The following is a 20,689-nucleotide window of genomic DNA, read 5'->3' as shown; positions in this document are numbered from 1 at the left end:
AACAGGAGGGGGAGGCCGCCGTCTCGGGCGCGTTCATCCCAGCGACTGCTCCGCCACAGGGCTGTATACCCGTGGTGCGCTGTGTTTGGGCAAGTGGATGAGATTGAGATTGTGCTTACGCGCCCATTGCAGGGCCAGGCCGGTCGGTGCCGAGAGGCTGACCAGGGTCTGGATGCCGGCACGCAGGACTTTCTGGATCAGTTCGAGGCTGCAACGGCTGGTGACGATGGCCAGGCCACCCTCAGTATCGATGCGTTGGCGCAGCAACGCGCCGATCAGCTTGTCCAGCGCGTTGTGGCGCCCGATGTCTTCACGGCCTAGCAGCAGCTCGCCGTCACGGTCCATGAACAGCGCCGCATGCACCGCGCCACAGTGCTGCCCGAGCGGCTGGAAGGCATCGATGCGCTGACGCAGCCCGGCCAACCAATGCGCCGGAGGCAGGGGCGCGCCGGGCAGCGTGGCCAGCTCGGGTAGCGCCTGCTCCAGGGCTTCGACGCCGCACAGGCCGCAGCCGCTGGTGCCGGCCAGTTGACGACGCTGGTTCTTCAGGTTCCAGAAGGCGCGGCTGGAAATCTCCAGGTCGGCGTAGAGCGCCGAGCCGCTGCCGGAGAGCTTCACGTCATAGATTTCGTCGGTGCTGGCGACGATACCGCTGCCGACGCTGAACCCGACGGCGAAGTCTTCCAGGTCGGTAGGGCTGACCAGCATAACCGCCTGGTTCAGACCGTTGTAGACGATGGCCAGAGCCACCTCTTCGGCGAGCGGCGTGCTGTCGCGCACCTCGTCGGTGAGTTGTACGTAGTCGTAGGTATTACTGGCGGCAGGCAAGGCAAGAGGCATGGACGCCGCGCAGACTGGGGGTTTGCTGTTCATCAGAGCGGATTACCGGCGGCTTGTTACCTGCACAAGCCTAGGCTTGCAGGCGGGCGACGTCTAGTCGCTAGGTTCTATCCCCTGATAGAGGACGTCGATTGGCTTGGCGAGGCAGATTGGCCAAGTCTGTCCTAGACTCCTGCTTCCCATGTTTGATCATCAAGGAGAGTGACATGAGCCTGTTCAGTTTCGTGAAGGAAGCCGGTGAAAAACTGATCGACTTGCTGACGCCCGGAAACGCCAACGCCGAGGCGCAGCTCAAGAAGCACGTCGAGTCCGTCGGCTTGGGTAACCCGAACATCTCCGCCACCGTCCAGGGCGATACGATCGTGCTCAAGGGCGAGGTGGCGAGCCAGGAAGAAAAGGAAAAGATCATCCTGGCGGCGGGCAACATCGATGGCGTGGCATCGGTGGACGACCAGATCACCGTCACAGGGCCCGTGGCCCAGGCGGCACGCTTCGTCACGGTCAAGAAAGGCGATACCCTGAGCGCCATCGCCAAGGCCGAATATGGCGATGCCAACAAGTACAACAAGATCTTCGAGGCCAACAAGCCGATGCTCAAGCATCCGGACAAGATCTATCCGGGACAGGTGCTGCGCATTCCTGAGTGATTGCCTGTTGTCCCGATGCGCGGATAAGCCCGCTCCCGTGTGATCTTCGTGGGAGAGGGTTCATCCGCGACTGCATGCTCACAGACCTTCCAGCAGTTGCCGGTAATCCTCCACCGCGGCGAACTCTTGGGTATCACGCGGTCCCGCCTTGCTGTCGGGCTGGCGCACGGCCAGCAAATGCTCCACGCCGAAGCGTCGCGCACTGCGCAAGATCGCCAGGGTGTCGTCGATGAACAGGCTGCGCGCAGGTTCGAAGCCGATGTCCGCCTGCAGGGCGTCCCAGAACTGCGGGCTTTCCTTGGGAAATCCGTAGTCGTGGGAACTGATCAGCCGCTCGAAATAGGGCGCCAGCTCCACACGCTCGAGCTTCAGTGACAGCGAGTCGCGATGGGCATTGGTGATCAGCACCACGCGTTTGCCGGCTTGGCGGATTGCGGCGAGGAAGGTATCGGCGTCCGGGCGCAGCGCAATCAGGTCGGCGATTTCCTGTTTGAGTTCGCGGATCGGCAGGTTCAGCTCGCGGCTCCAGAAGTCCAGGCAGTACCAATTGAGAGTGCCTGCATTGCGCTCGAACAGCGGCTGCAGCTCAAGCTCGGCCATGGCCCGACTGACACCGTGCAGCTCGGCGTAGCGCTGGGGCAGGTGCTCCAGCCAGAACTGGTTGTCGTAGTGCAGGTCGAGCAGGGTGCCATCCATGTCCAGCAGGACGGTATCGATGGCGGACCAGGGAAGAACAGGCATGGGAAACTCTCGTTAGGTCGGCAAGCCACGGTATAGTAACCCGTTCACGCCAAGGAGCCGCCCCATGCGCCAGAAACCCACCGTCCTCGCCCGCGAGATCGTCGCCAGCAGCCGTCTGTTCCGCGTCGAAGCCGTGCAGTTGCGTTTTTCCAACGGTACCGAGCGGACCTACGAGCGCCTGGTCGGTCGCGGCAATGGCTACGGCGCGGTGATGGTGGTGGCCATGCTCGATGCCGAGCACGCGGTGCTGGTGGAAGAATACTGTGGCGGTACCGATGAGTATGAATTGTCCTTGCCCAAGGGCCTGATCGAGCCTGGCGAGGACGTGCTGGCCGCAGCCAACCGTGAGCTCAAGGAAGAAGCCGGCTTCGGCGCGCGCCAACTGGAGCATCTCACCGAGCTGTCCCTCTCGCCCGGCTATATGAGCCAGAAAATCCAAGTGGTACTCGCCACTGATCTCTACGAAGAGCGTCTGGAAGGGGATGAGCCCGAGCCGATGCGCGTGGACAAGGTCAATCTGCGTGAACTGTCGGCGCTGGCCATGCATCCGCAATTCTCCGAAGGCCGGGCGCTCGCAGCGCTGTACCTGGCCCGCGACCTGATGATCCAGCGGGGGCTGCTCAGCGTATGAACGATCAGCAATTGATGGACGAAGTGGTGAAACTGGCCCGTCTGGCGGGTGAGGCGATCGTGCCGTTCTGGCGCGCCGATGTGGCGGTGACGGCCAAGGCTGATGACTCGCCGGTGACCGCTGCCGATCTCGCCGCTCATCAGGTCATCGCGGACGGCTTGCAGGTGCTGGCCCCGCATATCCCGGTGCTGTCGGAGGAGGACTGTGAGATTCCGCTGGCCGAGCGCCAGGCCTGGCGCCGCTGGTGGTTGGTCGACCCGCTCGATGGCACCAAGGAGTTCATCGCCGGCAGCGAGGAGTTCACTGTCAACATCGCCTTGATCGAGGAGGGCGAAGTGGTGTTTGGTGTGGTGGCGATGCCGACCAATGGCCGCTGCTACTTCGGCGGCCGGGGGCTGGGCGCGTGGCGCGCCGAGGTGAATGGCTCTGCCGAATCGATCCGGGTGCGTCGACAACCGCCGGAGGGCGGGCGCTTCACGGTGGTCGCCAGCAAGCGACATTCCAGCCCTCAGCAGGAAGCGCTGTTGGGCGGGCTGGGCAGCGCCGTTGGCGAGCTGGAACTGGCCAATATCGGCAGTTCGCTGAAGTTCTGCCTGTTGGCCGAAGGGGCCGCGGATTGCTATCCGCGACTGGCGCCGACCTCCCAGTGGGATACCGCTGCCGCCCAGGGTGTGTTGGAAGGTGCCGGGGGCGAGGTCATCGGGCTGGATGGCCAGCCGTTCCGCTACCCGCCACGTGAATCCCTGCTCAATGAATTCTTCCTGGCCTTGCCTGGCGCGGCTGCGTGGCGTCCGGCCTTGTTGCAATTGGCAGCGGCCATCGGTCGCTGAATGATTAGGGACGCAAGGCGTCCCCCGGCAGCGGCAAGCCTAGCGATGCAACACGTATTGTCCGCTGAATTTCACGGCGGGCTCATCGCTGCCCGCGTTGCAGACGATCGTCTCGAGGGTCAGGCGAGCCCGTCCGCGGCGCTGGTACATCGCCACGAAACGCTCCCAGGTCTTGTCGTCCGGTGCTTCGCAGCGTGCCACGGCCGTGTCGGTTACCGGCAGCGGGTAGCTGATCTGGCCTTCCTGAATGACGATATGCCCGTCATCGATTCCCAGCTCACGCAAGCGCAGGTGCAGCCAGCCCCATCCCACCAGCACCGCACCGCAATACAGGCTGCCACCGAACATGGTGCTCTTGTGATTGACGTTGGGCGCCAACGGCAACTGCAGGCGCAGGCAGTGATCTTCCCAGCCGATGACTTCCATGCCCATCTCCCGGGTCAGGGGAATGTCGCTGTGCAGTACGGACTGCAGGTACTGGCTGTCGGTGGTCATGGGCGGGTTTCCTCCTGATCGTCGTGTCCGCTGGCGCCGCCTTCGAAATTCAGGCCATGCTTGCGCAGCTTGTCGTGCAGTGTCTTGCGCGGGATGCCGAGGGCTTCGGCGAGGCTGCGCAGGGAGTTGTGGGGCTGGGCCAGCTCGGCGGCGATCAATGATCGCTCGAACTGTTCGACCTGTTCGCTGAGCGTGCCGCTGCGCTCAGCTTCGTGGGCTGTGTGAGTGCTGGGCGCCTGGCCGTCGAGGGCCAGCTCCAGACCCAGTGCGAAGCGCTCCGCAGCGTTCTGCAGCTCGCGCACGTTCCCTGGCCAGTCGTGACGCAGCAGCAGGGCACGCTGGGCCGGTTGCAGGCTATGGGCCGGCAGGCCATGGCGTGCGCTGGCGGCATCGGCGAAGTGCTGGAACAGCACCAGGATATCGTCACCACGTTCGCGTAGCGGCGGGATGCGCAGCGGTGCCACATTCAGGCGGTAATACAGGTCGGCGCGAAAGCGCCCTTGGTCGGCGGCTTGGCGCAGGTCTTCCTTGGTGGCGGCGATGATGCGGATGTCCAATGGGATGAGCTGGTTGCCACCCAAGCGCTCCACCACCCGCTCCTGTAACAGGCGCAACAGCTTGACCTGCACATCCAGGCTCATGCTTTCGATTTCATCGAGGAACAACGTCCCACCATTGGCGAACTCGAACTTGCCGATGCGGCGCTTCTGCGCGCCGGTAAAAGCGCCGGGTTCATGGCCGAACAGCTCGCTCTCGACCACCGACTCGGCCAGGGCACCGGCGTTGATCGCCACGAAAGGCCCCTCGCGGCGGCTCGACAGGTCGTGCAGCGCACGGGCCACCACCTCTTTGCCGGCGCCGGTCTCGCCGAGGATCAGCACATCCGCGCGGGTGGCGGCCAGGGCGCCGATCTGCTCGCGCAGGCGCTGTATGGCAGGCGACTGGCCAACCAGACGCGTGGACAGCTCCTGGCGGTCGCTCAGGGCCAGGCGCAGGCTACGGTTGTCCAGCACCAGACGGCGCAAGGCCAGGGCGCGGCGTACGCTGTCGAGCAGGGCATCGCTGGCAAAGGGCTTTTCGAGAAAATCATAGGCCCCGGCGCGCATGGCCTGCACAGCTAGCGGCACATCGCCGTGGCCGGTGATCAGCAGCACCGGCAGGTCGCTGTCACGCCCATGCAGTTGCTCCAGCAGTTGCAGGCCATCGATGCCGGGCATGCGGATGTCACTGACCACCACGCCAGGCCAGTCCGCAGCGATGCGCTCGGCCAAGCCCTGGGCGTCGGCCAGCGTCACGACTTTCAGGCCGGCCAGGTCCAGGGTCTGACCCAGGGCCTGGCGCAGGTGCGGGTCATCGTCCACCAGGATGACCTGGGTGCGGCTGTCGATGAGTGTCTCGGTCGTCATGCCGAGGGGTCCTCCGAAGGTTGCAGGTTCGCGCCGGGCGTGGCCACGCGCAGTTGCAGGGTGAGCAGTGCGCCGCCTTCCGGGTGGTTGCCGAGCAGCAGTTCGCCACCCAGGGCTCGCATCAGGCTTTCACAGATCGCCAGGCCCAGGCCCAGGCCTTGGGTGCGGGTCTTGGTGGTGAAGAAGGGTTCCTTGGCGTGCTCCAGGGCCTGGCTGCTGAAGCCTGGGCCGTTGTCGCGGATGTACAGGTAGACGTAGCCGTCGCGGGTTTCGGCACTGAGCCACAGCTTGCGCGGGTTGGCTTTCTCGGTCAGGGCGTCTAGGGCGTTGGCCAGCAGGTTGCCGAGCACCTGGCGCAGGCGGGTTTCGCCGGCCTGGACCCAGAGTGTGGCGTCGGGTAGGTCGCGGACCAGCTCCACGGCCATGGCCCGGCGGCGCTTGGCCAGCAACGCCAGGGCGTCATCGAGCGCCGGTTGCAGGGCGACGCTTTCCGGGGCGTGGCGGTCGCGACGGGCGAATGCACGCAAGTGGGTGATGATCGAGGCCATGCGCCCGGTCAGCTCGCCGATCAGCTTGAGGTTGCCACGGGCATCTTCGATGCGTTGATGATCGAGCAGGATCTCGGCGTTTTCGGCATAGCTGCGGATAGCGGCCAATGGCTGGTTGAGCTCATGGCTGATGCTGGCCGACATGGTGCCCAGCACCGACAGCTTGCCGGCCTGGACCAGCTCGTCCTGAGCGCGGACCAGCTCCTGTTGGGCCTGTTCTCGCTCCAGTACTTCCTTCTTCAGGCGTGTGTTGAGGCCTTCGAGGTCGGCGGTGCGCTCCATTACGCGCTTTTCCAGCTCCTGGCGGCCGCGGGCTTCGAAGTCGATACGGTCGATGTAGTGGCGTCGGCGCTGCATCACCAGGCCTGCCAGCAGCATCAGCACCAGCAAGGCGGCCGCACCGATGGCCATGACCGTCTGCACGGAGCGGTCGACCAGCGTGCGCGGGGCGAGGATGCTGACTTGCCAGCCGGTTTCGTTGATGCTGCGGGTCTGGATCAGCCAGGCAGCGGTGTCGAGGTTGAGCGGTTGCGGGGCCTGGGTCGGGTAGGGCTGGATGGCGATGATCGCCTCGCGCTCGGCGGCGGTCAGCGCCCGGGTGGCGCGAAAGCGCCAGTCCGGTCGCGAGGTCAGCACCACCACGCCATTCTGGTCGGTGAGCAGCAGTTGCTCTGGGGTACGGCCCCACAGGGTTTCGGTGTGGTCCAGGTCAACCTTGACGACCAGCACGCCGACGATCTTGTCCCGCTCGTGCACGGCAGCGGCGAAGAAATAGCCACGCTTGGCCGAGGTGGTGCCTTGGCCGAAGAATCTCCCCAGGCGCCCCTGCATAGCTTCGAGGAAGTACGGCCGGAAGGCGAAGTTGCGGCCCACGAAGCTGTCGTGTTTGTCCCAGTTGGAGGCGGCCAGGGTATTGCCGCTGACGTCCATCAGGTACATGACCTCGGCACCGGTCTGCTCGACGATCTCCTTGAGCAGTCGGTTGGCGTTGGTCACCGCTTCGGTCTTGAACGGGTCGTGGAGCGCACCGCGCAGGGCTGGCAGGTCGCCTAGGATCTGCGGCAAGGTCTCGTAGCGGTGCAGAGTGCCCAGCAGGTTGGCGACATAGAGGTCGAGGGTCTGGCGGTTTTGTGAGGCCAGTTCCTCCTGGTAGTAACGCTCGGCCAGGTGATGCAGCGGCCAGAGCAGCGGAGCCAGGCACAGGGCCAGCAGGGCGAGGCTGCGCCAGCGGGGACGGCGTGGAGGCGTGGAGGTCGAAATCATCAAGGGATGCGCCAGAAGGATCTGGCGCAATTATGCGCTACTTGAGGCAGTCGATCAGCGCTTGGTGCCAGTGCGGTTGTTGGACCTGCCACTCATGGGCTAGGCGCGAGCAGTCCAGGCGCGAGTTCAGCGGCCGGCGCGCAGGTGTCGGGTACTCGCTGGACGGGATCGGCAGCAACTCGGCGCAGGGCAGGCCTTGGGCGCGCAGGTGTTCGGCAATGGCCTGGGCAAAGCCGAACCAGGACGTCTCGCCTTGCGCTGTCAGGTGGTAGAGGCCCCAGGCGCCGGCCTGGCCTGCCTGCCAACGCTCAATGAGTGCGCGGGTGCTGACGGCAAGGGTGCCGGCCCAGGTCGGCGCGCCGACCTGGTCGTCGACCACCCGCAGCTGCGGGCGCTCTTGCAGCAGGCGTTGCATGGTCAGCAGGAAGTTGCGCCCATGCCGCGAGTAGATCCAGCTGGTGCGCAGGATCAGGTGCTCGCCGCCCACCGCGCTGATGGCCTGTTCGCCAGCCAGCTTGCTGCGCCCATAGACGCCCAGCGGGTTGGGTGTGTCCGCCTCGGTGTAGGGAGTGGGCTTGTCGCCGTCGAAGACATAATCGGTGGAGTAGTGGATCAGCGGCACGCCAAGTCGCGCTGCTTGCTCGGCCAACACGCGCGGGCCTTCGGCGTTGATGGCGAACGCCAGCTCCGGCTCGCTCTCGGCCTGGTCCACTGCGGTGTGGGCGGCGGCGTTGATGATCAGGTCGGGGGCCAGTCGGCGCAGCGGTTCACGCAGTTGCTCGGGATTGGCCAGGTCGAGCTGGTCGCGACCGAGCAGCAGTACCTCGCCCAGGTCGGCCAACTGCGGGCGCAAGGCTTGGGCGAGTTGGCCGTTATGGCCACAAACGAGGATCTTCAATGGTTTCATGGCAGCAGGTCGAGCTCGCTGAACAGCTTGCCAAGCTGGTCCTTGGCCGACAGCTGCGGCGGCGCCTGTAGTTGCCAGTCGATGTTCAGGGTCGGGTCGTCCCAGCGGATGCAGCGCTCGGCAGCGGGGTTGTAGTAGTCGGTGGTCTTGTAGAGGAACTCGGTTTCCTCACTCAGTACCACGAATCCATGGGCGAACCCTGGCGGTACCCACATCTGGCGGAAGTTCTCGGCCGATAGGCGCGCGGCGACCCAGCGGCCGCAGGTCGGGGAACTGCGACGTACGTCGACGGCCACGTCCAGGACCTCGCCGCGCACCACGCGCACGAGCTTGCCTTGGGTATTCTCGACCTGATAATGCAGGCCGCGCAGCACGCCTTTGCGCGAATAGGAGTGGCTGTCCTGGACGAAGGTGATGTCCAGGCCGGTGTGAGCGGCGAAATCCCTGGCGTTGAAGCTCTCGAGGAAAAAACCCCGGCTGTCGCCGAACACCTTGGGTTCGATGATCAGCACGTCGGGGATGTCGGTGTGGATGATGTTCATGCGGGCTCTTCGGCGATTTTGCTCAGGTACTGACCGTAACCAGTCTTCTTCAGTTCGTTTGCCTTGGCCAGCAGCTGCTCGCGGGTGATCCAGCCTTTCTGGTAGGCGATTTCTTCCAGGCAGGCAACTTTAAGGCCTTGGCGGTTCTCGATGGTCTGCACGTACTGCGAGGCTTCCAGCAGGCTCTCGTGGGTTCCGGTGTCCAGCCAGGCGAAGCCACGGCCGAAACGCTCCACGCGCAGGTCGCCGCGCTTGAGGTAGGCATTGTTGACGTCGGTGATCTCCAACTCGCCACGAGGGGAGGGGCGCAGGCCCTTGGCGATCTCGATCACGTCGTTGTCGTAGAAATACAAGCCGGTGACGGCATAGCTGGACTTGGGCTCGGCAGGCTTTTCCTCGATCGAGAGTGCTCGACCTTGCTCGTCGAAATCGACCACACCGAAGCGCTCCGGGTCCTTGACCCAGTAACCGAACACCGTCGCGCCCGAGGGATGGCTGGCCGCACGGGTCAGCTGCTCGGTGAAGCTTTGACCGTGGAAGATGTTGTCGCCCAGGATCAGGCACACCGGATCGTTGCCAATGAACTGCTCGCCAATCAGGAAGGCCTGGGCCAAACCGTCGGGGGAGGGTTGCTCGGCGTAGCTGATACGCAGGCCGAACTGGCTGCCGTCGCCGAACAACTGACGATACTGTGGCAGGTCCCGGGGGGTGGAGATCAGCAAGATGTCACGGATGCCGGCCAGCATCAGCACCGAGACCGGGTAGTAGATCATCGGTTTGTCGTAGATGGGCAGCAGCTGCTTGGAAACACCAAGCGTAATGGGATGCAGGCGGGTGCCGGAGCCTCCCGCCAGGACGATGCCTTTGCTCATGCGATCAGGTCCTTGAAATTGGAATGTCCCAGGCGCTCACCCTGGTAGCTGCCATCCTGGACATGGCGGCACCACTGGAGGTTGTCCAGATACCACTGCACGGTCTTGCGCAGTCCGCTCTCGAACGTCTCTTCGGGCACCCAGCCCAGCTCCCGCTCGATCTTGCTGGCGTCGATGGCATAACGCAGGTCGTGGCCTGGGCGGTCGTGGACGAAGGTGATGAGGTCAGTGTAGCGGGCCACGCCCGCCGGATGTTCAGGCGCCAGTTCCTCGAGCAGCGCGCAGATGGCGTGCACGACATCGATGTTCTTCTGCTCATTGTGGCCACCGATGTTGTAGGTCTCGCCGACCTGGCCTTCGGTCACCACCTTGAGCAGGGCACGGGCGTGGTCGTCGACGTACAGCCAGTCGCGCACCTGCTGGCCATCGCCGTACACCGGCAGTGGTTTGCCGGCGAGGGCGCTGAGGATCATCAGTGGGATGAGCTTCTCGGGGAAGTGGTACGGGCCGTAGTTGTTCGAGCAGTTGGTAACCAGAACAGGCAGCCCGTAGGTCCGGTGCCAGGCGCGTACCAGATGATCGGACGCTGCCTTGCTTGCCGAATAGGGCGAGCTTGGCGCGTAGGGCGTGGTCTCGGTGAACAGGTCGTGTGCACCATGCAGGTCGCCGTAGACCTCGTCAGTAGAGATGTGGTGGAAGCGAAACGCCGCGCGTGCCTGCGATGGCAGGCGGCTCCACCAGGCACGGGTGGCTTCGAGCAGGGTGTAGGTGCCGACGATGTTGGTCTGGATGAACTCCGCCGGGCCATCGATGGAGCGGTCCACGTGGGATTCGGCGGCCAGGTGCATGATCGCGTGGGGCTGGAAACGCTCCAGCACGGCGCTGACCGTGGCCGCATCGGCGATATCGGCCTGGACGAGTTCGTAGCGGGTGTTGCTGGCGATGCGTTGCAGCGACTCCAGGTTGCCGGCGTAGGTGAGTTTGTCGAGGTTCATGACCTCGTGCTCGGTATTGTCGATCAGGTGGCGGATCAGGGCAGAGCCAATGAAACCGGCGCCACCGGTGACGAGAATTCGCATCTGAAAGAACCTCTGGGTCTGAAGGAAGCTCCAGTGGAGCTTAGCGTGTCGGCCGGGTCGCTGCGGTCTGGCCCTTTGTTCGTGCGGCGGCATTGTCCGGCAAAGCCGGACAGTTTGGAACTGCCTTGCTGTAACCAAGGCTTTTATCGCCAGCCTCTTGTATATCGGCAGCAGCAGTGGCGATATAAGCGACAAAAAAACCGAGGTTCCACTCCATGCCCTTGAGCACCCTGATCCAGCGTTCCCGCCAGCCCAACCCTTCGCTGAGCGAAGCCCAGGCCCATGCCCTGCTGCGCGCGCACTACGACCTGGACGGACCCTTGCAGCCGTTGGGCAGTCAGCAGGACCTGAACCTGCTGCTCGACAGCGAACAAGGCCGCTTCGTGCTCAAGGCCTGCCACGCCAGCTATGCGCAGGTGGAGCTCGAAGCGCAGCACGCGGCACTGGCCTACCTGCGGGAACAAGGCTTGCCGGTGCCGGCCGTGCGTCGGGCAGGCGATGGCCAGGATCTTTTAGCGGTGGACATCGATGGCCAGTCTTTGCGGGTGCGCCTGCTCGACTACATCGAGGGCCAGCCACTGACGCGTCTCAAACACATGGAGCCGCGCCTGATCGCTGAACTGGGCGCGCTGTGCGCGCGTGTCGATCGGGCATTGGCTGACTTCGATCATCCCGGGCTCGAGCGCACCCTGCAGTGGGACCCGCGCCACGCTAAGGCACTGATCGAGCATTTGCTGCCGGTACTGCAAGACCCGTCCCGTCGAGCCCGTGTGCAGCAACTCACCGGGCTGGCCGCCGAACGCTTGCAGCCGTTGGCCGATGACCTGCCGGCCCAGGCCGTGCACCTGGACATCACCGATGACAATGCGGTCTGGGCGCGTGATGCCGGGCGCCAGTGGCAATTGCAGGGCGTCATCGACTTCGGCGATCTGGTGCGTACCTGGCGTATCGCCGACTTGTCCGTGACCTGTGCTGCCCTGCTGCACCACGCCGAAGGCGACCCGCTGCGTATCCTGCCGGCGATCCAGGCGTACCAGGCCATCAATCCGCTGCAGGAGGCCGAGCTGCGAGCCTTGTGGCCATTGGTGCTGATGCGCGCGGCCGTACTGGTGCTCAGCAGCGAACAGCAGTTGCAGGTAGAGCCTGGCAACCAGTACATCCTCGACAACATCGCCCATGAGTGGGAAATCTTCGACACCGCCAGCGCCGTGCCTTTTGCCCTGATGGAGGCTGCGATTCTCCAGGCCGCAGGGCACGCCCTGGCGCCGCTGACCCTTTCGGACTGTGCGCTGCTGATGCCGGCCTTGGCCGGCGAGGCGGTGGCGCGCATCGACCTGGGCGTGCTCAGCCCTCATTGCGAAGCCGGTAATTGGGAGCAGCCCGGTTTCGACCAGCGGCTGCTGACCGGGCAGGCCGGGCCGGCGTGCACCCTGCACGGGCAGTACCGGTTGTCACAGACGCATATCGATCGTCCCGAGGAGCCCGCCACCTGCGCTTTGGGTGTGGAACTGAACGTGCCCGCCGGCACCGCGTTGCAGGCACCGCAGGCAGGTGTCTGGGAGCGCACCGGCGAGGGCCGTGGTCGGCTGCGCACACCCGACTGGAGCCTATGGCTGGCAGGGCTGGAAGAAGCGCCGCAGGACGGCCAGGCATTGGCCAAGGGGCAAACCCTAGGGCTGACCTGCGGCTTCCTGAGCGTCCAGTTGAGCCGGGATGAGCAACATCAGCCGCCGTTCTTCGCCAAACCATCCCATGCCCAGGCCTGGTTGGCGGTGTGCCCGTCCCCCCGCGCCTTGCTGGGCTTCGATTGCGACGCCGAGCCCTTGGTCGACGCCCAGGCCCTGCTGGCTCGCCGTGACGCCAGCTTTGCCCGCTCGCAGAAGCACTACTACGCGCAGCCACCCCATATCGAGCGGGGCTGGCGCAACTACTTGATCGACATGCAGGGCCGCTCCTACCTGGACATGCTCAATAACGTCGCGGTGCTGGGCCATGGGCATCCGCGCATGGCCGCCGAGTCGGCGCGCCAGTGGTCGCTGGTCAACACCAACTCGCGTTTCCACTATGCGGCGATCGCCGAGTTCTCGGAGCGACTGCTGGCGTTGGCGCCGGAAGGCTTCGACCGGGTGTTCCTGGTCAACAGCGGCACCGAGGCCAACGACTTGGCCATCCGCCTGGCCTGGGCCTACAGCGGTGGGCGCGACTTGCTCAGCGTGCTGGAGGCCTACCACGGCTGGTCGGTGGCTACCGACGCCATTTCCACCTCCATCGCCGACAACCCGCAGGCGCTGGAAACCCGGCCGGACTGGGTGCATCCGGTGGAGGCTCCGAACACTTTCCGCGGGCGTTTCCGTGGGCCGGACAGCGCACCTGATTACCTGCAGGATGTCGACGCCAAGCTGGCCGATCTCGATGCCCGGGGGCGGCAGCTGGCCGGATTCATCTGCGAGCCGGTCTACGGCAATGCCGGGGGGATCTCGCTGCCGGCGGGCTACCTGCGCGAGGCCTACGCGAAGGTCCGAGCCCGGGGCGGGGTGTGCATCGCCGACGAGGTGCAGGTCGGCTATGGTCGCCTCGGCGAATACTTCTGGGGCTTCGAGGAGCAGGGCGTGGTGCCGGACATCATCACCATGGCCAAGGGCATGGGTAACGGTCAGCCACTGGGCGCGGTGATTACCCGGCGGGAGATTGCCGAGGCCCTGGAGGCTGAGGGTTACTTCTTCTCATCGGCCGGTGGTAGCCCAGTCAGTTGCCGGATCGGCATGGCAGTGCTGGATGTCATGCAGGAGGAAGGCCTTTGGGAGAACACCCGCGAGGTAGGCCGTTACTTCAAGGCGCGCCTGGAGGCATTGGTCGATAAACATCCACTTGCAGGGGCTGCCCACGGCTCCGGGTTCTACCTGGGGCTTGAACTGGTGCGCGACCGCCAGACGCTGGAGCCTGCCACCGAGGAGACCATGACCTTGTGCAATCGCCTGCGCGATCTGGGCATCTTCATGCAGCCCACCGGGGACTACCTGAATATCCTCAAGATCAAGCCGCCCATGTGCACCACCCGGGCGAGCGTGGATTACTTCGTCGACAGCGTGGACCGCATTCTGTCCGAAGCGCTTTAAGTCGAGGTCATCGAGCCACCTGAGTCGATTGTTATCGGCTTAGGTGGCTTTTTTATGACCAAATAATTTGTCTTTCAGCTTTTAAGTTCGATTTTTATCGAGTATATAATGGTGTAACGCACGGCCGCTTCTGAGCAAGCTGCCCTCTTTATCAATGACCTGGCGCAGTCGGCGCCGGGCCCTCGCAGAGGTTACCGATGAAAACCCTCAACTCGACCCCGCGTGCCGACGGTTTCCATATGCCCGCCGAATGGGCGCCGCAAACCCAGGTCTGGATGGTCTGGCCAGAGCGCCCGGACAACTGGCGCCTGGGCGGCAAGCCGGCGCAAGCTGCGCATGTGACCCTGGCCAAGGCCATCGCCCGCTTCGAGCCGGTTACCGTGGCCGTCTCTGCCGGCCAATACGAGAACGCCCGTCGTCAGCTCGATGTCCCCAACATCCGTGTGGTGGAAATCAGCAACGACGACGCCTGGGTGCGTGACACCGGCCCGACCTTCGTCATCAATGACCATGGCGAAGTGCGGGGTGTGGACTGGGGCTTCAATGCCTGGGGCGGCTTCGACGGCGGCCTGTACGCGCCCTGGAACCGTGACGAGGAACTGGCCGCCAAGGTCCTGGAAATGGAGCGCTGCCAGCGTTACCACACCGAGGGCTTCGTGCTCGAAGGCGGTTCGATCCATGTGGACGGTGAAGGCACGCTCATCACCACCGAAGAGTGCCTGCTCAACCGCAACCGCAACCCGCACCTCAATCGCGAGCAGATCGAAGACATTCTGCGTGAGCATCTGGCCGTCGAAACCATCATCTGGCTGCCGGACGGGCTGTACAACGACGAGACCGACGGCCACGTCGACAACTTCTGCTGTTACGTCAGCCCAGGCGAAGTGTTACTGGCCTGGACCGATGATTCCAACGACCCCAACTATGCGCGTTGCCACGCCGCATACGAGGTATTGAAAAACAGCCGCGATGCCAAAGGCCGTGAATTCGTCGTGCACAAAATGCCGATCCCGGGCCCGCTGTACGCCACTGAGCAAGAGTGCGCAGGCGTCGACCATGTGGCTGGCAGCCAGGAGCGTGACCCGTCCGTGCGTCTGGCCGGCTCCTATGTCAACTTCCTGATCGTCAACGGCGGCATCATCGCCCCGAGCTTCGATGACCCCGCTGATGCCCAGGCCAGAGCGATCCTGGCCAAGGTCTTCCCGGACCACGAAGTCGTCATGATTCCAGGCCGTGAGCTGCTTCTGGGTGGCGGCAACATCCACTGCCTGACCCAGCAACAGCCGGCGCCGGTCAAGCGCTAAACCCTCGACCACAAAAAAGCCCGTCCATTGACGGGCTTTTTTGTGGCTGCCGATTACCGGAGGGGGGCGATGGCATATGTCTTGTATTGTTTTTCAGGTGTTTCAGTCAGATAGCGATCTGCTGTTCTGTAATAAAACCAACGTAAGTTAGCCGCTCACGGCACCTGGAGTACCTGTGGACATGAATGCAACAAGTGAGTCGGCTATGCCTTCCTCGGTGATGGATCACGAATCGCTCAAGACCCTCGCCCAGTGGTTGAAAAACCATGGTGGCTATCGCTTCGAGACGGGCGACCCACGGCGTCTGTTGGATGGGCGATATCCGCAAGGCCTGATCAGCGAGGCTGAGCTGGAAGCGTTGATGGCCGTCTGGCACTGATTGGGTGCACGCTCGCCCAAACGAAAACGCCACCGTGTTTATCGCGGTGGCGTTTTTTTTCGGCCTTGGCTGGCCTGACGAGACCGGATACCTGACTCAGAAGCTGTAGGTACCGGTCACCACCAGGCTGCGTGGATCACCGAACTGGATTTGGCTGGCACTGGTGGCCGAGCTGTAGTAGGTCTTGTCGGTGAGGTTGCTCAAGGCCGCGCGCACATCCCAATCGTGGGTGCGGTAGCCCGCCAGCGCATCCCAGCGGCCATAACCGGGCAGCTTGACGGTGTTCTGGTTGTCGGCGAATCGATCGCCTACCAGCGTCAGGCCAGTTTCGGCGTACCAGCCGAGTTCTGGTTTCCAGGTGACGAAGAGGCTGCCATTGCGTTTGGCTACATCATTGATGCGGTTGCCTTGCTGGCCATTGTTGTCCTTGACGATGGTCGCATCCTGCAGCCCCACGCCGCCGCGCACGTACCAGTTGCCGGTGACATTGCCCCTGACAGTCAATTCGATGCCTCTTGAGCGCTGCTCGCCGCTGAGCTGGATGCGCTCGGGGTTGTTCGGGTCGCGGGTACGGCGGTTGTACAGCTCCAGCTCGTAGAGGGCGAGGGTGGTGCTCAGGCGTTCGTCGAACCAATCGCTCTTGACCCCGATCTCCTTCTGCCGAGTGAGCTCAGGGCCTGCATCGTTGCCATTGCCCGGAGCGCCAGGTGTGATGCCGATCAGGCCTCCACCGACCGGTGAGAAGGTCTTGCTCCAGGACGCATAGAACGAGTGCTCGCGCCATGGGGAATAGACCACGCCCACGCGCGGGCTGGTGCTGGTGCTCTCCTGGATTTCCGTGAGGTTCTTCACTTTGCTCGTAGTCTTTACCTCGAAGCGATCGAAGCGCACGCCTGCCAGTAGTTGCCATTGATCGTTCAGGCGTATCTGGTCCTGCACATAGAGGCCAGCGCTTTCCACGCGGGTGTGGTTGTTACTCGATACCTTCAGCGCACCGGTGTGCTGGTGTTGCCCACTGGAGCCTCCCAGCGGTACGGAAGGCACGCCGACCCCTTGATGCAACAACGAATTGCGGCGCTGTTCGCCCAGCTCCAGGCCCACCAGCAGGGTGTGCTCGAGATCGAAGGTTTGCAGATGACCTTCGGCCTCGAAGGTATTGAATAGATTGCGAGTGCTCAGGTCCTGTTGCCAGCGCTGGCGACTCACCAGGCCGGTGGAAGGGATGTAGCCGGTGAGGTAGGTGTTGTCGAAGTCGCTCTCCAGATTGAACAGGCTGAACGTATGGCGCAGTTGCCACTGGTCATTGAGCTCGTAGTTCAGGCGCGAGCGCAGCGACTGGGCACGGTCATCGATGAAGTCGCGCTGGGTATCACCGTAGGTGGTATGACGGCTGACATCGACGGGGCGCCCGGTCTGCGGATCGCCAGGAATGCCGCGGTCGGGGGTGCGGTTGTAGCGGCTGTATTCGTATTGCACCAGCCAGTTCAGCTGCGGGGTCAGCTGCCAGCTCATGGACGGTGCGAACAGTTGGCGGCTGCCGTCGATGCCGTCGCGGAAGCTGTTGTTGTCGGCATTACCGAGGTTCAGGCGCAGGCTGAGGGTATCAGTCGGGTCAGCGCTCAGATCGGCATACAGGCTGCGCAGGTCTTCGCTACCGCCCTGGGCTTCGATGCTCGAGCGCCGGCCGTGCTCCGGGGCCTTGCTGACCCGGTTGACGATACCGCCCTGGCTGCCACGGCCATAGAGAACCGCCGCTGGCCCCTTGAGTACTTCGACCCGCTCGATGTTGTGCAGGTCGCGCACGTACTGGCTGTCATCGCGTACGCCGTCCAGATAGAAGTCGTTGCTGGCGTCGAAGCCACGGATGCGCAAGCTGTCGAAGCGGGTATCGGCACCACTGCTGACGTTGGGAATGCCCTCCAGTGCCTTGCCCAGGCTGAAGCTGCCGTAGTCGAGGACGTTGTGGGTCTTCACCGTGTCGATGGCCTGTGGCACGTAGCGAACCGGGGTAGAGGTGCGGGTGGCCGTGCTGACTTCATGAACCCGAGGATTGTCGTCTTCGCGCTCGCGGTCGGCGGTGACCGAGAGCTCCGGCAGGGTGGTGGTGGCGGCGTTGGCCAGGCTTGCTCCAAGCAGTAGCGACAAGCCAAAGGATAAAGAGGGAAGGTGGGAGGATACCGACATTGAGAATCCGCAAAACAATAAATGAAAATTGAGTGCGAATGGTAACGAGTGCTATTAGTGGTTGCTTGGGTAATTTGTAAGGCGTTGTCTTTACAGGTGTTTCTATTTGTAAAAAATACTCAACCCACTTTCGGGACTACCGTGGGCGTCGGAAGCGCAAGATGGCAACACAGGGCGGGCCTGCGCCATAGGGAAAAAACCTAATGCTGTGCGGATTTCTCCAGAAATTCACGGGTTGTTGTCGTGAATCTGGTTATAAGCATCTGCCTTTCACGATTTTTTGACATCTCGAATCAGCCAGGGCTAGGATTCGCCCAACGCCTGCTGGCCATGACTTGGCCATGCTGTTGTACAAAGCCCGCTGCATGCCACATGACGGGCTTTTTTCAGTTTTGGATCCGCATAGCGTCGAACCTACGAAGGGGCGTTGGTTCCTGGCGTCAGGTTGCAGAGCGTTTAAAAATTCAGAAATAAGGAAAACAAGATGTTGAAAACCAGGATCAGCCTGGTCGCTCTGGCGATGATCGCCGCGACCCAGGCCCAGGCCAACGACCAGGCCGAAAGCAAGGGCTTCGTTGAAGACAGCCAGCTGAACGTCTTGCTGCGCAATGCCTACATGAACCGCGACTACAAAGACGGTAACAAAGACAAAGCCGAATGGGGCCAAGGGGTCATCGGTACGTTCTCGTCCGGCTTCACCCAAGGGACCGTTGGGGTTGGTGTCGATGCATTCGGTCTGTACGCAGTGCGCCTGGATGGCGGCAAGGGCCACTCCGGCGCGCAAGGGATCGACTTCTTCAAGAAAGGCGACAGCGGCAACGCTGCCGATGACCTCTCCAAGGGTGGCGCAGCGGTCAAGTTCCGTGTCTCCAACACTGTACTGAAGTACGGTGACCAGATGCCTACGCTGCCTGTTCTGAACTACGACAACGCGCGTCTGCTCCCGGAAAGCTACACCGGTACCCTGATCACCTCCAAGGAGATCAAAGGTCTTGAGCTCAATGCCGGTCGCTTCACTGCTGAATCGCGCAAAAGCGCCGAAGGTCGTGACAGCGGTGGCCTGAAGTCGATCAACGTGTTGGGCGGTAGCTACAAGTTCACCGACCAGTTCACTGCTGCGCTGTATGCCTCCGACGTTGAAGACGTGCTGAAGAAGCAATACGTGGGCGCCAACTACGTATTCCCGATCAGCAAGGATCAGTCCTTGACCCTGGACTTCAACGGCTACCGCACCAAGCTGGACAACTCCTATGTCCGCGAAAACGGTATCACCGGCGACGACAACAAGATCTGGAGCCTGGCAGCGACCTTCGCCACCGGTCCGCACTCGTTCACCCTGGCCCATCAGCGCTCGACCGGCGACAGCAACCTGGGTTACGCCTACGGCGGTTACCAGAAAGACCAACGCCGCGTAGGCGATGGCGGCAGCACCATCTTCCTGGCCAACTCCTACTGGTCCGACTTCAACGCCGAAGACGAGCGCAGCTGGCAGCTGGGCTACGGTCTTGATTTCACCGCCTTCGGTGTTCCAGGCCTGACCTACAACGTTGCGTACGTTCGTGGCGATAACATCACCACCTCGACCAGCACTGGCGGTACCGAGCGCGAAATCTTCAACCAGCTCAAGTACGTGGTACAGAGCGGCGCAGCCAAGGACCTGAGCGTCAAACTGCGCAGCTCCATCCTGCGTGTCTCGCAGAAGTCCAGCGAGTACAACATCAGCGGTAACGAAGTCCGCGTCTTCGTCGAGTACCCGATCAACGTCTTCTGATCCCGTACTCGCGTCCCGAACAGCCCTGGCTCATGCCGGGGCTGTTTCTTTTCGGCGTACCGCTGCCATTGGCGCAACGCTGTCTGCGGTTTGCGGCGCGAAGCTGTCGCTGCGGGCCATCCGCCACATCCGCGCATAGAACTCGTTCTCGATCGAGCCGCTGAGCAATTCGCCGGGCTTGAGGAACTGGTGCAACTGGGAAAACAGGCTGATCTCGCTCGGGCTGATACGCCTTGCCAGGTGTTTGGGTTTGAGCTGCGAAGGATGCTCCAGGCCTGCCGCCGCAAGCATCTCGGCCAAGGCATGCAGGGTATTGCGATGAAAGCTCGCCACCCGTTCGGCTTTTTCCGGCACCACCAGGGCGCGCTGGCGCAGCGGATCCTGGGTGGCCACGCCGGTAGGGCACTTGTTGCTGTGGCAACTCTGCGACTGGATGCAGCCAATGGCGAACATGAAACCCCGTGCCGAGTTGACCCAGTCAGCACCGATGGCCAGCGTACTGGCGATATCGAAGGCACTGACGATCTTGCCGGCTGCACCGATACGCACGCGGTCACGCAGGTTCAGACCGACCAGTGTGTTGTGCACGAACATCAGCCCTTCACGCATGGGTACGCCCATGTTGTCGCTGAACTCCCGCGGTGCGGCACCGGTGCCACCTTCCTTGCCGTCGACGACGATGAAGTCGGGCGTGATCCCGGTGGCCAGCATGGCCTTGGCGATGGCCATGAACTCCCAGGGATGACCCAGGCAGAACTTGAAGCCCACCGGCTTGCCGCCAGACAGCTCACGCAGGCGGGCGATGAAGTGCAGCAGCTCCAGCGGCGTGTGGAAGGCACTGTGGGCGGCTGGCGAAATGCAGTCCTCGCCGACCCGCACACCACGGGTGGCGGCAATCTCGGCACTGACCTTGTGCCCAGGCAGGATGCCGCCATGACCGGGCTTGGCGCCTTGGCTTAGCTTGAGTTCGATCATCTTCACCTGGGGATCGCGCGCCTGTTCGGCAAAACGCACCGGGTCGAAGCGGCCCTCTTCGGTACGGCAGCCAAAGTAGCCGCTGCCGATCTCCCAGATCAGATCCCCGCCGTGCTGGCGGTGGTAGGGGCTGATGCTGCCTTCGCCGGTGTCGTGGGC

At 63.2% G+C, this 20,689-nt stretch carries 18 protein-coding genes; 7 read left to right on the top strand and 11 right to left on the bottom strand.

From position 1 onward, the window contains the following. Nucleotides 1-33: 33 nt before the first annotated feature. Entirely contained in the window at nt 34-873 is an 840-nt protein-coding gene (gene fdhD / locus HMPREF3173_RS06980; protein ID WP_070572015.1) for a formate dehydrogenase accessory sulfurtransferase FdhD, read from the bottom strand. Between the two features lie 173 nt (nt 874-1,046). Here fdhD and lysM point away from each other — a divergent pair, with 173 nt between their 5' ends. Beyond that, nucleotides 1,047-1,487: a peptidoglycan-binding protein LysM gene (gene lysM / locus HMPREF3173_RS06975; protein WP_070572014.1), complete on the top strand. Its 441-nt coding sequence runs from the start codon at nt 1,047-1,049 to the stop codon at nt 1,485-1,487. Between the two features lie 78 nt (nt 1,488-1,565). Here lysM and yrfG read toward each other — a convergent pair whose 3' ends face one another. Beyond that, a complete protein-coding gene (yrfG, locus tag HMPREF3173_RS06970) occupies nt 1,566-2,228 on the bottom strand; it encodes a GMP/IMP nucleotidase (RefSeq protein ID WP_070572013.1) in 663 nt (220 codons plus the stop codon). Between the two features lie 64 nt (nt 2,229-2,292). Between yrfG and nudE the strand changes: the two genes are divergently transcribed. Beyond that, nucleotides 2,293-2,859, top strand: coding sequence for an ADP compounds hydrolase NudE (nudE, locus tag HMPREF3173_RS06965; protein WP_043208324.1), 567 nt, complete (start codon nt 2,293-2,295; stop codon nt 2,857-2,859). Next, nucleotides 2,856-3,689 (top strand): 3'(2'),5'-bisphosphate nucleotidase CysQ, encoded by an 834-nt coding sequence (cysQ, locus tag HMPREF3173_RS06960; RefSeq protein ID WP_070572012.1) that lies wholly within the window; start codon nt 2,856-2,858, stop codon nt 3,687-3,689. The genes nudE and cysQ overlap by 4 nt, the downstream gene beginning before the upstream one ends. Before the next feature lie 39 nt (nt 3,690-3,728). Here the strand turns inward: cysQ and HMPREF3173_RS06955 are convergent, their stop codons facing one another. From HMPREF3173_RS06955 to rfbB, 7 genes are read right to left on the bottom strand one after another with little or no spacing between them, the layout of a single operon-like run. Further along, nucleotides 3,729-4,184 (bottom strand): thioesterase domain-containing protein, encoded by a 456-nt coding sequence (locus HMPREF3173_RS06955; protein ID WP_070572011.1) that lies wholly within the window; start codon nt 4,182-4,184, stop codon nt 3,729-3,731. Beyond that, nucleotides 4,181-5,590, bottom strand: a complete 1,410-nt coding sequence (locus tag HMPREF3173_RS06950) for a sigma-54-dependent transcriptional regulator (RefSeq protein WP_070572010.1) — start codon at nt 5,588-5,590, stop codon at nt 4,181-4,183. Before HMPREF3173_RS06950 ends, HMPREF3173_RS06955 begins: the two co-directional genes overlap by 4 nt. Further along, a complete protein-coding gene (locus tag HMPREF3173_RS06945) occupies nt 5,587-7,401 on the bottom strand; it encodes a sensor histidine kinase (RefSeq protein WP_043208333.1) in 1,815 nt (604 codons plus the stop codon). Before HMPREF3173_RS06945 ends, HMPREF3173_RS06950 begins: the two co-directional genes overlap by 4 nt. 37 nt (nt 7,402-7,438) lie before the next feature. Further along, entirely contained in the window at nt 7,439-8,299 is an 861-nt protein-coding gene (gene rfbD, locus HMPREF3173_RS06940) for a dTDP-4-dehydrorhamnose reductase (RefSeq protein ID WP_070572268.1), read from the bottom strand. A gap of 5 nt (nt 8,300-8,304) precedes the next feature. Further along, nucleotides 8,305-8,850 (bottom strand): dTDP-4-dehydrorhamnose 3,5-epimerase, encoded by a 546-nt coding sequence (gene rfbC / locus HMPREF3173_RS06935; protein ID WP_043208335.1) that lies wholly within the window; start codon nt 8,848-8,850, stop codon nt 8,305-8,307. Then, a complete protein-coding gene (gene rfbA / locus HMPREF3173_RS06930) occupies nt 8,847-9,722 on the bottom strand; it encodes a glucose-1-phosphate thymidylyltransferase RfbA (RefSeq protein WP_070572009.1) in 876 nt (291 codons plus the stop codon). Before rfbA ends, rfbC begins: the two co-directional genes overlap by 4 nt. Then, nucleotides 9,719-10,801, bottom strand: coding sequence for a dTDP-glucose 4,6-dehydratase (gene rfbB / locus HMPREF3173_RS06925; protein ID WP_070572008.1), 1,083 nt, complete (start codon nt 10,799-10,801; stop codon nt 9,719-9,721). Before rfbB ends, rfbA begins: the two co-directional genes overlap by 4 nt. Before the next feature lie 215 nt (nt 10,802-11,016). Here rfbB and HMPREF3173_RS06920 point away from each other — a divergent pair, with 215 nt between their 5' ends. From HMPREF3173_RS06920 to HMPREF3173_RS06910, 3 genes are all read left to right on the top strand, one after another. Further along, nucleotides 11,017-13,917, top strand: coding sequence for an aminotransferase (locus HMPREF3173_RS06920; protein ID WP_070572007.1), 2,901 nt, complete (start codon nt 11,017-11,019; stop codon nt 13,915-13,917). A 197-nt stretch (nt 13,918-14,114) separates the two neighbouring features. Further along, complete coding sequence (aguA, locus tag HMPREF3173_RS06915; RefSeq protein WP_043208342.1) at nt 14,115-15,221, top strand: agmatine deiminase; 1,107 nt, start codon at nt 14,115-14,117, stop codon at nt 15,219-15,221. A gap of 181 nt (nt 15,222-15,402) precedes the next feature. Then, nucleotides 15,403-15,600, top strand: coding sequence for a hypothetical protein (locus tag HMPREF3173_RS06910; protein WP_070572006.1), 198 nt, complete (start codon nt 15,403-15,405; stop codon nt 15,598-15,600). Nucleotides 15,601-15,696: 96 nt separating this feature from the next. Here HMPREF3173_RS06910 and HMPREF3173_RS06905 read toward each other — a convergent pair whose 3' ends face one another. Next, entirely contained in the window at nt 15,697-17,784 is a 2,088-nt protein-coding gene (locus HMPREF3173_RS06905) for a TonB-dependent receptor (RefSeq protein ID WP_070572005.1), read from the bottom strand. A gap of 484 nt (nt 17,785-18,268) precedes the next feature. Here HMPREF3173_RS06905 and HMPREF3173_RS06900 point away from each other — a divergent pair, with 484 nt between their 5' ends. Then, nucleotides 18,269-19,555 carry an OprD family porin gene (locus HMPREF3173_RS06900; RefSeq protein ID WP_070572004.1) on the top strand — a complete coding sequence of 429 codons (1,287 nt, stop codon included), beginning with the start codon at nt 18,269-18,271 and terminating at the stop codon, nt 19,553-19,555. Nucleotides 19,556-19,585: 30 nt separating this feature from the next. Here the strand turns inward: HMPREF3173_RS06900 and HMPREF3173_RS24855 are convergent. After that, the coding region (locus tag HMPREF3173_RS24855; RefSeq protein ID WP_256544068.1) for an FMN-binding glutamate synthase family protein at nt 19,586-20,689 on the bottom strand (1,104 nt) is incomplete at its 5' end.

This window comes from Pseudomonas sp. HMSC08G10, from assembly GCF_001808425.1.
GTDB classification, from domain to species: Bacteria; Pseudomonadota; Gammaproteobacteria; order Pseudomonadales; family Pseudomonadaceae; genus Aquipseudomonas; species Aquipseudomonas guariconensis.
This window is presented reverse-complemented; position numbering and strand designations above follow the sequence as displayed.